This window comes from Burkholderia sp. MR1-5-21 (genome assembly GCF_053427715.1).
On record NZ_JBSAXD010000001.1, the window covers coordinates 387,163 to 399,402 of the forward strand.

General features: G+C 68.3%; 13 protein-coding genes. 4 read left to right on the forward strand and 9 right to left on the reverse strand.

Going from position 1 to position 12,240, the window contains the following annotated elements:
• The first annotated feature begins 205 nt into the window (after window positions 1-205).
• Window positions 206-457, forward strand: a complete 252-nt coding sequence (locus tag ACV229_RS01630) for a hypothetical protein (RefSeq protein WP_448081366.1) — start codon at window positions 206-208, stop codon at window positions 455-457.
• Between the two features lie 57 nt (window positions 458-514).
• Here ACV229_RS01630 and ACV229_RS01635 read toward each other — a convergent pair whose 3' ends face one another.
• The 3 genes from ACV229_RS01635 to ACV229_RS01645 all read right to left on the reverse strand — a co-directional run bounded on the left by ACV229_RS01635 (window position 515) and on the right by ACV229_RS01645 (window position 3,686).
• Window positions 515-2,314, reverse strand: a complete 1,800-nt coding sequence (locus ACV229_RS01635) for a methyl-accepting chemotaxis protein (protein WP_448081367.1) — start codon at window positions 2,312-2,314, stop codon at window positions 515-517.
• A 150-nt stretch (window positions 2,315-2,464) separates the two neighbouring features.
• Entirely contained in the window at window positions 2,465-3,451 is a 987-nt protein-coding gene (locus tag ACV229_RS01640) for a zinc-dependent alcohol dehydrogenase family protein (protein ID WP_448081368.1), read from the reverse strand.
• Window positions 3,432-3,686 carry a DUF3562 domain-containing protein gene (locus ACV229_RS01645; RefSeq protein ID WP_448081561.1) on the reverse strand — a complete coding sequence of 85 codons (255 nt, stop codon included), beginning with the start codon at window positions 3,684-3,686 and terminating at the stop codon, window positions 3,432-3,434. The genes ACV229_RS01640 and ACV229_RS01645 overlap by 20 nt, the downstream gene beginning before the upstream one ends.
• Window positions 3,687-3,834: 148 nt before the next feature.
• Here ACV229_RS01645 and ACV229_RS01650 point away from each other — a divergent pair, with 148 nt between their 5' ends.
• Both ACV229_RS01650 and ACV229_RS01655 read left to right on the forward strand, forming a co-directional pair.
• Complete coding sequence (locus tag ACV229_RS01650; protein WP_448081369.1) at window positions 3,835-3,978, forward strand: hypothetical protein; 144 nt, start codon at window positions 3,835-3,837, stop codon at window positions 3,976-3,978.
• A 539-nt stretch (window positions 3,979-4,517) separates the two neighbouring features.
• Entirely contained in the window at window positions 4,518-4,949 is a 432-nt protein-coding gene (locus ACV229_RS01655) for a hypothetical protein (RefSeq protein WP_448081370.1), read from the forward strand.
• Window positions 4,950-5,281: 332 nt separating this feature from the next.
• Here the strand turns inward: ACV229_RS01655 and ACV229_RS01660 are convergent, their stop codons facing one another.
• The 3 genes from ACV229_RS01660 to ACV229_RS01670 all read right to left on the reverse strand — a co-directional run bounded on the left by ACV229_RS01660 (window position 5,282) and on the right by ACV229_RS01670 (window position 8,678).
• The gene (locus ACV229_RS01660; protein WP_448081371.1) at window positions 5,282-5,932 is read right to left on the reverse strand and encodes a BON domain-containing protein; all 651 of its coding nucleotides are present in this window, start codon (window positions 5,930-5,932) and stop codon (window positions 5,282-5,284) included.
• A gap of 126 nt (window positions 5,933-6,058) precedes the next feature.
• Window positions 6,059-6,994 (reverse strand): universal stress protein, encoded by a 936-nt coding sequence (locus ACV229_RS01665; protein WP_448081372.1) that lies wholly within the window; start codon window positions 6,992-6,994, stop codon window positions 6,059-6,061.
• Between the two features lie 301 nt (window positions 6,995-7,295).
• A complete protein-coding gene (locus tag ACV229_RS01670; protein ID WP_448081373.1) occupies window positions 7,296-8,678 on the reverse strand; it encodes an amino acid permease in 1,383 nt (460 codons plus the stop codon).
• Here ACV229_RS01670 and ACV229_RS01675 point away from each other — a divergent pair.
• Entirely contained in the window at window positions 8,652-9,128 is a 477-nt protein-coding gene (locus tag ACV229_RS01675) for a hypothetical protein (protein WP_448081374.1), read from the forward strand. The genes ACV229_RS01670 and ACV229_RS01675 overlap by 27 nt on opposite strands.
• A 25-nt stretch (window positions 9,129-9,153) precedes the next feature.
• Here ACV229_RS01675 and ACV229_RS01680 read toward each other — a convergent pair whose 3' ends face one another.
• The 3 genes from ACV229_RS01680 to ACV229_RS01690 form a co-directional block, all read right to left on the reverse strand.
• On the reverse strand, window positions 9,154-10,179 hold the full coding sequence (locus ACV229_RS01680; protein WP_448081375.1) for a VTT domain-containing protein: 1,026 nt from the start codon (window positions 10,177-10,179) through the stop codon (window positions 9,154-9,156).
• A gap of 195 nt (window positions 10,180-10,374) precedes the next feature.
• Window positions 10,375-11,445, reverse strand: coding sequence for a serine endopeptidase (locus tag ACV229_RS01685; RefSeq protein ID WP_448081376.1), 1,071 nt, complete (start codon window positions 11,443-11,445; stop codon window positions 10,375-10,377).
• Between the two features lie 210 nt (window positions 11,446-11,655).
• Window positions 11,656-12,144, reverse strand: coding sequence for a universal stress protein (locus tag ACV229_RS01690; RefSeq protein WP_448081377.1), 489 nt, complete (start codon window positions 12,142-12,144; stop codon window positions 11,656-11,658).
• Window positions 12,145-12,240: the final 96 nt, after the last annotated feature.

Below are 12,240 nucleotides of genomic sequence, written 5' to 3' on the forward strand. Positions count from 1 at the left end.
CGAATTCGCACCCGCAGAGCTTCGTGTCCTAACGTAGACTTTGTCTGGGTGCCTTCATCACGCGTCGCGCCGATCGATGCCGTCGGCGCGTGCGCACCGGGCCCGGCACCGTCGCCCGTTCGGCATGCGGGCAAGCGCGTGCGCGCGCGGAAGGCCGGGCAAGATGCCTGCGGAAGTTCGCCCACCGACCGAAGGAGGTTCGATCATGACCGTCCAAGCCACCGGCAACCGCCACGCCGCATCGCGGGCCACACACCCGTTCGGCTGGCTCGCCTCACAACACAAGCGGCCTCCCGACAAGACCGAAGAACGCATCGACGAGGGCCTCGAAGAAACGTTTCCCGCCAGCGATCCGCCGGCGATCGGCGGCGCGTCCCGCATCGATCCGTCGAAACCGCCGCGCGAGCACGGGCGGCATGCGCCGGACGCACCGTCGAAGCCGGGCAACCCGCGCTAGCGCGCGGCGTCCGCTTCCGCTCGCTGCTGCTCGAAGCGCCCCGATCGCCCGAACACGTCAAGCGACCCTGAACTGCCCGACCGTCGTCGCGAGCGCGTTCGCCTGCGTCTGCAGCGCGGCCGCGGCGGCCGTCGACTGTTCGACGAGCGCCGCGTTCTGCTGCACCATCTCGTCGAGCTGCGTGACCGCGCGATTGACTTCCTGGATGCCGCGGGTCTGCTCGTTCGCCGCGTGCGTGATCTCGGAGATGATCGTCGTCACGTTCGCGACGTTCGTGACGATTTCACGCATCGTCTCGCCCGCCTGACGCACCTGCCCCGATCCGGCCTCGACGCTCGCGACCGTCGATTCGACGAGCGCCTTCACTTCGCGCGCGGCCTGCGCGCTGCGTTGCGCGAGACTGCGCACTTCCTGCGCGACGACCGCGAAGCCGCGGCCCTGCTCGCCTGCGCGCGCCGCTTCGACGGCCGCGTTCAGCGCGAGGATGTTGGTCTGGAACGCGATGCCGTCGATCACGCCGATGATGTCGCCGATCCGGCCCGACGCTTCCTCGATGCGCGCCATCGTCGACACCACGTCCGACACGACCGAGCCGCCGTGCGACGCGATCTTCGACGCGGCCGCCGCGCGCTCGTCGGCCTGGCCGGCCGCCGCGGCCGACTGGCCGACTGTCGCGGTGATCTCTTCCATCGACGCGGCCGTCTCTTCGAGGCTCGCCGCCGCCGATTCGGTGCGCGACGACAGATCCTGGTTGCCCGCTGCGATCTCGTTGGCCGCGGTGCGCACCGATTCGCTCGCATCGCGGATCTGCAGCATCACGCGGTTCAGCTTGTCGACGAAGCTGTTGAACGAGCGCGCGATGTCCGCCACTTCGTCGCTGCCGTCCGCGGGCAGCCGCTGCGTCAGGTCGCCCGAGCCCGAACCGATCGCCGCCATCGCCTGACGTACCAGGGACAGGCGACGGAACGCCGTCGCGGTGATCGCGCCGATGATCAGTGACGCAATGCCGACGATCACGACCAGCGTCACCAGCGATGCGGTCAGCAGCGAACGCGTGCCCGCGGTCGCCTCGGCCTTGTCGAGCGCGACGAGCGCATACCAGTCGGTGCCCGGCACCGGCTGTGCGCGGACCAGCTTCGCGTCGCCGCCGACGTGCACCTCGACCGGCGCGCTCGCGTTCGCGATCGACGCAGGCGCGAGGCTGGCGAGATCCGGCGACACGTCGGCGACCGGCTTCAACGTGAGCTTCGGGTCCGGATGCGCGACGACATGGCCGTTGCTGTCGATCAACATCCCGAAGCTGGCCGGCGTCGGGTGGATCGACTTCACGTTCGCGATCACGCTGTCCATCGCGACGTCCGCGGCGACGACGCCCTTGAGCGCACCGTCGCGCAGGATCGGTACCGCGAACGAGACGACGAGGTTGCCGGTGCCCGCATCGACGTAAGGCGGCGTGACGACCGGCTTACCGGCTTGCGCGGCCTGACGGTACCAAGGGCGGCCGGTCGGGTCGTAGTCCGGCGGGATGCCGGTCGGGTCGGAGAACTTGAACGTCTTGTCCGCGTAGCCCGCGTAGACGTTGGTGAAGCCGCCGGCCGTGGCCATCTGCTTGAACACCGGAAGCGGATCGGGCGACAGCGCCGCGTCCTGCAGCGACGCGATCATCCGGCTCTTTGTTGCGACCCAGTCGCCGATCCCGACGACATGGCCGCTCGCGACCGACGTGAGGTTCCGGTCGATCGCGTCATTGTTGTACGACCGGGCGATGAAATAGTTGATCAGCGTGCTGGCAACGAGCGCAAAGACGACGATGGCAACAGACGCGGCAAGGATGCGGGCGCGAATGGACGAAAGCATGGCAACGACTCTGTAAGGGAGCGCGAACGCCCGGTGGACGGATTCACCGGGTAAACGGCACGGTCGGCGTTTACTTGAGGGTCGATGCACCAAATGGGTGAAAGACTGCCGCTCATGTGCAGGTCATGCGGCAAGTCATGCGGCGCGCCGTCAATGCATCGTCAGCACCGCAGCGCCCGACACGCGCCCCGCACGCAAGTCGTCGAGCGCCCGATTCGCGTCGGCAAGCGCGTAGCGTGTCGCGTCGATCTCGATCGGCACCTGCGCGGCGAGCGTCATGAAGGCTTCGCCGTCGGCGCGGGTCAGGTTCGCGACCGACAGCAGCCGGCGCTCCTCCCACAGCAGCGCATACGGAAACGACGGGATATCCGACATGTGGATGCCGCCGCAGACGACGCAGCCGCCCTTCGCCACCGCGGCAAGCGCGGCGGGCACGAGCGCGCCCACCGGTGCGAAGATCAGCGCCGCATCGAGCGGCTCGGGCGCGCGCGTATCGCTGCCGCCGGCCCAGCAGGCGCCGAGCCGCAACGCGAACTGCTGCGCGACGGTATCGCCCGGCCGCGTGAACGCGAACACGCGGCGCCCCTGATGCCGCGCGACCTGCGCGACGATGTGCGCGGCCGCGCCGAAGCCGTACAGGCCGATGCGTTGCGCGGTGCCGGCCAGCGCGAGCGTGCGATGGCCGATCAGCCCCGCGCACAGCAGCGGCGCGGCATGCACGTCGTCATAGCCGGCCGGCAGCCGCAGGCAATAGCGCGCGTCGGCGACCGTGCGTTCCGCATAGCCGCCGTCGATCGTATAGCCGGTGAAGCCGGGTGCGTCGCACAGGTTCTCGCGGCCGGCAGCGCAATACGCGCAATGGCCGCACGTGTGGCCGAGCCACGGCACGCCGACCCGTTCGCCGACCTCGAAGCCGCTTGCGCCGGGCCCCAGCGATGCAACCATGCCGACGATCTCGTGCCCGGGAATCAGCGGACGCTTCGGCGCCGTCAGGTCCCCGTCGACGACATGCAGATCCGTGCGGCAGACGCCGCACGCATGGACATCGATCAGGATCTGCCCCGCGCCGGGCGACGGGTCGGGCAGTTCGCGCAGTGTCAGACGCGGCGAACGGCCGTCATAGACGGCGGCTCGCATGAACGTCGGGCGCCGCGGGCTGATCGCCTGGCGTCTCCTTGGCGGCATCGTCGTCGAGTTGCCGCATCCGGTCGCGCAGATGCCGGATCGCGAACACATGGATGTAATCGTGCACGCGTGCCTCGGAGGAAAGCGCGCGTACTTCATCATCGATCATCTTGCGCAACTGGTCGGCGCCGATCGAACGCTGGGCGGCAGCTTCGGCAAGCGACTCGAACAAATTGTCCTGTGACATCGACGGACTCCCTCGTGTCGAAACAAAGGTGGATGTGTCTTTAGCGTAAAGACCAACGCGCGAAGCGACGTGCGTGGCACCGCAGCGCCCTTGCGCTGCGTCAACAACCGCTCGCGCGGCGAGCGGCGCCCGACGGAAAGCGGGCTTCATGATCCTCAGACGGATCGACAGCTACCTGACCGGTGCGGATGCACTCGCGTCGCACCGGTTATTCGACGAAAGGACACGCTTCCCCGAAAGCGCGGCGCCGACGCGCGAGCAAGTCGTGGACGTGCATCTGCGGTCGGCGTAAAAGGCAAAGTAGACTGGACGAAACTCGTCGTCAAGCGGCTTGCGCAATGTATCGCTCGCTGAAAAATGCGTGCGGCGATAATGCCCGCGCGGGCGTCATGCGGCGTGTTGCATGACGCGCAAAGGACAGCGGCACGCACCCGGCCGAACCTTGCGACGCATGCGTCCGGCACACGAAAACGGCACATGGCTGGCCACGCGCGATCGGCACGCGTGCGAGCGCTTGATCGCGAAAGCGCGACCGAAGAGCGGCAACGGGAAGGCCGCACGCAGCGGCTCGGAAACCCGAATCGGGTAAACATAGCCGCGCTCGCGCAAACGACGCGGAGCCCCGCCACACCGCGCTGCGGCGGCCTTCCGGCCGCGCGCGTGTCAGGAAATTCCTATAGGACGCCGGAATTCCTGACGCCTACTTCAGTTTGTACTGATTGGAAGCGCCCTGTTCGCACGCGATACTGTTGCCATGGACACACCGTTCATGCCGGGCCTCGCCCAGCCGGCCACGGAGCCGGCACGCGGGTCAGGCGCAGGAGACCAATCATGACTTATGGCACATTTCCGAACGACGACGGGAAACGCAGCGCGCCCCGTCAGTCGAACGCGGCAGCCGAACCCGCGCATGCGGCCGACGCGGCGTCCCGCGAGGATCTGGACGCGCTGCTCGCACTCGCCCGCCAGGCCGGGCTGCTCGTCACGCTCGACGGGCAGATCGGCCGCGAAAAGTATCAGAGCATTGCCGGATCCGTCGCCGCGTTGCAGCGCTTCGCCGCGGCGCTGCGGCAGCAGACGCTGTCCGCCGCCCCCGCGCCTGTGGCGCCGCGCCGGACGGCACGTGGCGGGCGCCCGCGCGTAAACCGGGGGCGCCGCTTTTCGCCATGCCGGAACTGTCCGCTCGAAACCGTGCGTCATCTCATCCACGTGCGACACGGCGTACGCCAGCGACGCCTCGCCCGACGGGCGTGTACCGCTTGAGCGGACGCATGTGGCCAGCGCGACACGTGGTTCGCGCTGCGCCTGCGACGTCGCGTGACAGTCGCGCCCAGCGGACCGGCTGAAGCGCCGCGCGCGTCGCCCATTCGATCCTGCCGCCAGCCACACCGGCATGCACGGCCCGGTGGTCCGGGTGTGCGCGCGCCGTCATCAAACATCAAACGATTCGAACCGGATACATACGAGGAAAAGCAGCAGCGCGGGGCCATCGCGAAGGCAGGAAAGCGGGCGGGGTGTCAGACACCCCGCCCGTCCTCCAAGGCAGCCGGACGACTGCCTACCCTCGTGCCAGAGAGTTCCTGACGGTGGCCGGACTACTCGACCACCAGGTTGTCGACGACCATGCGCACACCGGGCGCAGACCACGCCGCGCCACGCGCGACCTCGCGCTCCGCGTACGAGTCGACCTTGCCGTTCAGCGTCACCGTGCCGTCCTGCACGACGACTTCGAGATGGTTCGCCTCGCGCTCCGCATGACGCTGCATCGCCTGGCGGATCTTCGCGCCGATATCGTCGGCGACGACGTCGGCACCCACATCGAGCCGGTCCGATACGCCGGTGATCCCGCGCATCTGCGACACCGCGCGCAACGCGCGCTGCCGCTGGTAGCCCCAGTCGACATGGCCTGTCAGCGTGACCCAGCCCTTCTCGACCTGTAAGTGGATCGTTTCGTCGCGCAAGCCGTCGGTCCAGTGCAGTACCACGCGCACGGCTTTCGCGACGTCCTCGTCGGTATGGTGCTCGTCGTGCGGCAGATGCACGTCCAGATCGACGACGACGGCCTTCACGCCCGACACGCGATGCGCGGCGTGCTCGGCCGCGACCTTCTCCGCGAAGCTCGACGGATGGCCGGACAGCGTGACGACCCGGTCCTCGACCTCGACGCCGATCCGCGTCGCATCGACCGCGGGATCCCACGCGAGTTCGTCCTCGACATCCTGCTTCACCTGCCTGTCGGTTTTCATCGCCTGCTCCCGAACGACGGCGCGCTGCGCTAGCGAGCCGTCAGCCTCTCATGCGACACAATGCGCACTCTTTGACCCAGGTCAAACGACAGCCCGTTCGTCGTGCGCATCGCGGTCAATTACCGGTTAGTCCCCGCCGCGCACGAGCAGCACCGGCACTTCCGCGAGATGCGCGACCCGTCGGGCGACGCTGCCGATCAGCAGCGCCGCGAGCCCGCGCCGGCCATGCGTGCCGACGACCAGCAGCTCCGCGCGCCAATGCACGGCCTCGCGCATCAGCGCGTGCGCGACGTCGTCGCTCGTTGCATGGGTTTCGATGATGCCGCGCTTGGTCGGGTTCGCGCAGCGGTGAAACAGCGTCGCGACCTTGGCCAGCGCGTCCTCGCCCTCCGCGCGGTACGCATCCTCGAGCGCGCGCACGGGCACGATGTCCGTGAGCCGGATCGCCCGGTCGACGACGTACGCGGCGTACAGCAGCGTCGTCGGCGTCGCGAATTCGATGCCGACCTGAACCGCGTGCATCGACGGCTCGCTGCCGTCGACCGCGAACATGATCCGCTGCGGCGCCGTGTCGCTTTCGCGCTGGTAGCTCGCCGGCACGATCAGCAGCGCGCAACGCGCGCGCCGCATCAACTGGTCTGATACCGCGCCCTCGACAAGCCGCAGCAGCCCGTGATGCCGGTTCGCGCCGACGATGAGCACGTCCGCCTGCCAGGCGGCCGTATCCCACGCGAGCGTATCGGCCACCGTGCCGCCTGCGACCGACGCATCGAGAATGCCCTGCTCGACCTGGGCGCCCGTGTCCGCGAACGACGGCGCGATGCGGTCCAGCACGGCCTGTGCGTCGCCCATCATTTCGTCGCGCGCCGATGAGAGCAGCGCGTCGATCCTCGGAATGTCGGGCAGCATCAGGCGTGGATTGTCGATCACGCTGATGATTCGCAGCTGCATGCCGGGACGCAACAGCGTGCGCGCGTAGTGCGCCGCGTGCAGCGCTTCGGGCGCCGAATCGACGGCAAGCGCGACCCTGGAGATCGGTGGGCAGGTGTGGGCGGGCGGCATGGTGACGGCCTCCGTTGTGGCGCGTCGTCCCACAGGGACGACGCCGGAGCTTCGCACGGCAGCGGCGCGGCGGATCAGGCCGCCGGCGCACGGTCGCAGGCATCACCGGCGGCCGCGCGAAGCGCGGACAAGCGATGCCGACAGCATAGATCGTCGGGCCCGGCCCTGCATGATCGAGATCAAGCGGCTCGGCGGCGCGCCGCCGGCCGCGGAAAGCGGTCGCAAGCGCGGCCGCAGGGACGGCCGCAAGCGCAGCCGCGACGCGCGGCCGCCATGCACGGCCGCGCGTGGCTACGCATGCTCAAGACTTCGTCGAAACCTGCGCCACCGGCCGGTTCGCGTAGAACAGCAGGTACGCGAGCCCGAGCAGCACGATCCACACCGGCCCGATCACGAGCGCGACGCGCGTATCGGGCGTGAACGCCATCAGCACGACGACGAGCGCGAGGAACGCGAGCGCGACGAACGAGCCGAGCGGATAGAACGGCACGCGGATCGGCAGGCGCGCGATCTTGTCGGCCGACAGCGTGCGGCGGAAGCGCATCTGCGCGACCAGGATCACGCCCCACGTCCAGATCGCACCGAACGTCGACACTGACGTGAGCCACACGAACACGTGCTGCGGCGCGAGATAGTTGAGCAGCACGCCGACGAGCAGCAGCGCGACCGACACGGCCACCCCGTACACCGGCACGCCGTTGCGGTTCACGCGTCCGAGCACGCGCGGCGCCTGGCCCTGCTGCGCGAGGTTGTAGAGCATCCGCGCGGTGCTGAACAGGCCGCTGTTGCACGACGACAGCGCGGCCGTCAGAACGACGAAGTTGATGATGCCGGCGGCGGCCGGGATGCCGATCCGCGAGAACGTCATCACGAACGGGCTGCCTTGCGTGCCGATCTGGTTCCACGGGTAGATCGACATGATCACGAACAGCGCGCCGATGTAGAAGATCAGCACGCGCCAGAACACCGAGTTCACCGCCTTCGACAGCGATTTCTCCGGATTGCGCGCCTCGCCGGCTGTCAGCCCGAGCATCTCGACGCCCAGATACGCGAACATCACGATCGGCAATGCGCCGATCACGCCGGACCAGCCGTTCGGCATGAAGCCGCCGTGGGTCCACAGGTTCGAGATGCCGGTCGCGACGCCGCCGTTGCCGAGACCGAGCGTGATCATCAGCGCGCCGCCGACGATCATCAGCACGATCGTGACGATCTTGATCAGCGCGAACCAGAACTCGAATTCGCCGTACAGCTTCACCGCGACGAAGTTCACCGCGCCCATCGCCGACAGCCCGAGCAGCGCCCAGATCCAGTTCGGCACGTCGGGGAACCACACGTGCATGTACACCGCGACACCCGTCACCTCCGCCATGCAGGTGACGATCCACACGAACCAGTAGGTCCAGCCGGTCAGGTAGCCCGCGAACGGGCCGAGGTAGTCGCGCGCATAACGACTGAACGCGCCCGCGACCGGGTTGGTGATCGCCATCTCGCCGAGCGCGCGCATGATCAGGAAGATCACGATGCCGCCCAGCAGGTAGGTCAGGAGGATCGCGGGGCCGGCCGTGCGGATCGCGGTCGCCGAGCCGAGGAACAGGCCCACGCCGATCGTAGCGCCCAGCGCCATCAGGTTGATGTGTCGTTCTTCCAGCCCGCGGTGCAGCTGGTCTTCTTCTTTTTTCACATGCGTCTCCTGGCGACCCGGTCGGCCGCCGTCATTGTGTCGATGTCAGCGCGCGACTTGCCTGTGCCGATTCCAGCCACCGAATACGAAAAAATCCCCGCCGCTCATTTCCGGATTGGAAATAAAACGGATATTGCGTCAGTCCGATGGGAATCGCTACGGATTATCCGGATTTTCCGGAACAATCCGGAAAACGGATCGGGCCTGCACGGAATATGCCCGCACGGCATACGTGGCGCGGCTGTGCGCCAATCAGCATTCGACGGGAATTCAATCGGCTTCGGCACGGCACGTCGCGCCTCGAAGGTGTGCGATCATGCGCACGCAATATGCAGGCGCGATTATAAGAATGATCAGACGATTCGCGCCAGCCCGCTGTGGCGAAAAAGAAAATCGGCCAATATCGCCACGGGCTGTTTACTTTTACGTATGGCGCGCGAATGCGAATAAGGAAAGGGTATGGCCGTGCGGCGATTTACTTCGACAGCGTCGCGCGCACCGTGTATTCGCCTTCGAGGACGGCCTGCTCGGGCCGCACGAAATAGCGCGACGTGTCGAGGTCGGACGGGAACGGCTCGACCGGGTAGCCGTGTTTTTCCCACGCGTCGAGGCCGCCCTTCAGCGCCTTGATGTGGTGGATCATCTTCTTGCGCTGCAGCTGCGCGACGATGCGTTTCGCGGTCGCCTCGTTCGGGCACACGCAATAGACGACGATCGGGCGCTTCAGCACTTCCGGATCGAGCAGGTCGGGCGAATCGAGATCGAGCGGCACCGCGCCGGCGATCCGGAACGGCTCGCGCTCGCGCACCGCGCGCGGCCGCGCGTCGAAGATCAGCGGCGGCTCGTCGGACGTCATCATCTCGACGAGCTGCGGCGGCGAGATGCGAACCTGCGCGAGCCAGCGCCGGAACTGGACGCGGCGTACCCAGCGGTACAGCAGGAACGTGATGAAGATCGCGAGGAACGCGTCGAGGATCGTCCCGCCGCTCGCGCGCACCCACAGCACGAACTGGACGATCTGGTCGTGGATCGCGGCGCCGCCGACGAGCCAGAATGCGGCCCACAGCGACGCGCCCGCCAGGTCCCACATCAGGAACACGCCGACGCCGATCGCGGTCGTGCCGAGCAGCGGCGCCGATACGAGGCCGAGCCCCGGCAGGAATTTCGCGAGCACGAGCAACGGCGCGCCGTGTCTTTCGAACACATTACGCGCGAAGCGCAGCGTCGTATCGAGCGACAGCGAGAAGCGCACGAGCGCGTTGATCAGCCGGCGGCCGCGCGTGCGGCCCATGAAGAACCACAACGAATCGGCGATCATCGTCGCACCGACGGCCGCGACGAACATGCTCGCATAGGACGCCTGCCCCATCGCCGCCATCGTGCCGCCGAGGATCAGCATCGGCACGGCCGGCACCGGCACGCCGAGCTGCGTGATCAGCACGCTCGCGAACACGGCCCACGGGCCGAGCGACGAGGGAATCGCGACGGGAAAGTGCCACACGGCGGCGCTCCTGGATGACAGGCAGGCGATGCCGGCGGGTCGGCCGCCGGCGTGCGCTGCAACGATCGCCGCGACACTTGCGCAGCGGGACGGGATGACCGCGATTCTAAACGGGTTTGATGAATGCCGCGCGGCACGGCATGCCGACTGCGCGCCGGCGGGCGGCGCGCGGAGCCGGTCGGCGCTCGTCCTCCGTCACGCGGCGGGCGTCGGCGGCGCCACCCCGTCGGCGGACGTCCCGCATGACGGACAGAAGCGGCTGAACGCGTTCTTGCGCGTATGGCAACGTTCGCACGCATTGAACACGCAGATCCCGCAATGCGGGCAGAAATTCGCGTTCGGATCGGCGGTATCGAGCGGCCGTTCGCAGCCGGGACAGACTTTTTTCGCGATCCGCGCGTACGCGGTCACGAAGTCGAGCGCCTCGCGCCGCGACAGGTCAGGCTGCTGTTCCTCGCGGCGTTTCTGCTCCAGATAGCGCGACAGCGCGCGGATCGCATATTGTCCGATCGCGACCGTGAGCACGATGCCGACGATGTAGCGCACGTACCCGCCGTAGCTCGGCAGATACGGGACGAGCTCGACGAAGAACGCGAACAGCGCGAAGAAGATGAAGCCCCACACGAACGGCCAGTAGCGGCTGCCGCGCTGCTTCGCGAACAGCCACCCGGCGATCAGCAGCAGCGGCACCGTGAACAGCAGCCTGATGCCGAACACGCGCAGCTCCTGCTTGCGCTGCGCCGCTTCGAGCTTGCTGTCCGCCTGGTCGTCGAGTGCCGCCAATGCCTGCCGCGTCGCCCCCTGCTGGCGGTCGAGTGCCTGCGCGGCCTGCTTCAGCGTGCCGATGCGGGCCTGCGCGTCGCGTTCGCGCTGGGTCGCCGCCTCGAGCGCATGCGCGTGCGCGATGACGGCCGGATCCTGTTCGGCGCGCTCGGTCGCGTGGCGGCTGGCGATCACCGCGCGGAACGCTTCGCGCGCCTGCTGGGTGTCCTGCTCGGCGGCGGTCAGCAGCAGCGACGCCTGCTCGGTCGCGTCGCGGTTCGCGGTCTGCTCGGCCGCCAGCTTCGCGAGCGTCTGGCGCAACGGCGCGGCCGCCTGCTGGTCGATGAACGTGTCGCGGTCCGGCGCCTGCTCGACACGCGGCAGGTCGCCGACGATCAGCCCGCCGAGCCCGATCAGGAAACCCGCGAACACCACCGCGATGATCCACAGCGCGCGCTGAAACCAGACCTCGGCCAACCGCAGTCCCTTTGTCGATATTGTCATCTGCTGCGCTCCATGCACGCCGGCCCCGACGCGCGTCCGATCGGCCGTGTGTCCGGCGCTGAAGGAAATGGACTACCCAGCGGATGCTGCCAGAAGAGCGCGGCGCGGCGCAAGTTTCGCGGGCGGCGGCGCGCGCCTGCCCGCACCGGTCCGACAACGCCTGACCGGCGCACGACGCGCGCAGCGCGCGCCCTGCCGCTGCCGCTGCCGTTATGCGTCCGGCGCCGCAGCCGGCGGTGTCGCCGCCGCCTTTTCGCTGTGCCGCACCATCAATACCGGCCGGTCGGCCGCACGCAGCAGCGATTCCGCGACGCTGCCGACCAGCAGACGCCGCAAGCCGTGCCGCCCGCTCGTGCCCATCACGATCAGGTCCGCGTCGGCCTCGGCCGCGGTGCGCATCAGCACCGCCGCGACATCTTCGCCGTACGCATCGATCGCGCGTACCGTGCCTGCGATGCTGCGTTCGGCGAGCGCGGCCTTCGCATCGTCGATCATGTGTGTCAACGCATCCGCCGACGACGGTTCGACGTCCCGCGTATCGGCGAAGCCCGCATCGACGTCGACGAGCTGCTGCTTGTGCTCGACGACATGCGCACACGTGATCGCGCCGCCCGACGCGGCCGCGATCCTGATGGCTTCATCCAGCGCCAGACGCGCACTGGCGCTGTCGTCGAGCGCGACGAAAATCCGCTTGTACATGGTTCGCACCTCCCAACGGTCGTTCGCATTGCAACCTGCATCCCGCAGCCGGCCCCCGCGCCCGTTCGCGTCGATGACGGACATGCGAACGGGCCT

Bases quoted from the DNA above. Each gene is read 5' to 3' on its own strand.
- ACV229_RS01630 (WP_448081366.1), top strand. From the start codon at position 206: ATGACCGTCCAAGCCACCGGCAACCGCCACGCCGCATCGCGGGCCACA.
- ACV229_RS01635 (WP_448081367.1), bottom strand. From the start codon at position 2,314: ATGCTTTCGTCCATTCGCGCCCGCATCCTTGCCGCGTCTGTTGCCATC.
- ACV229_RS01640 (WP_448081368.1), bottom strand. From the start codon at position 3,451: ATGCGAGCCGCCGTCTATGACGGCCGTTCGCCGCGTCTGACACTGCGC.
- ACV229_RS01645 (WP_448081561.1), bottom strand. From the start codon at position 3,686: ATGTCACAGGACAATTTGTTCGAGTCGCTTGCCGAAGCTGCCGCCCAG.
- ACV229_RS01650 (WP_448081369.1), top strand. From the start codon at position 3,835: ATGATCCTCAGACGGATCGACAGCTACCTGACCGGTGCGGATGCACTC.
- ACV229_RS01655 (WP_448081370.1), top strand. From the start codon at position 4,518: ATGACTTATGGCACATTTCCGAACGACGACGGGAAACGCAGCGCGCCC.
- ACV229_RS01660 (WP_448081371.1), bottom strand. From the start codon at position 5,932: ATGAAAACCGACAGGCAGGTGAAGCAGGATGTCGAGGACGAACTCGCG.
- ACV229_RS01665 (WP_448081372.1), bottom strand. From the start codon at position 6,994: ATGCCGCCCGCCCACACCTGCCCACCGATCTCCAGGGTCGCGCTTGCC.
- ACV229_RS01685 (WP_448081376.1), bottom strand. From the start codon at position 11,445: ATGACAATATCGACAAAGGGACTGCGGTTGGCCGAGGTCTGGTTTCAG.
- ACV229_RS01690 (WP_448081377.1), bottom strand. From the start codon at position 12,144: ATGTACAAGCGGATTTTCGTCGCGCTCGACGACAGCGCCAGTGCGCGT.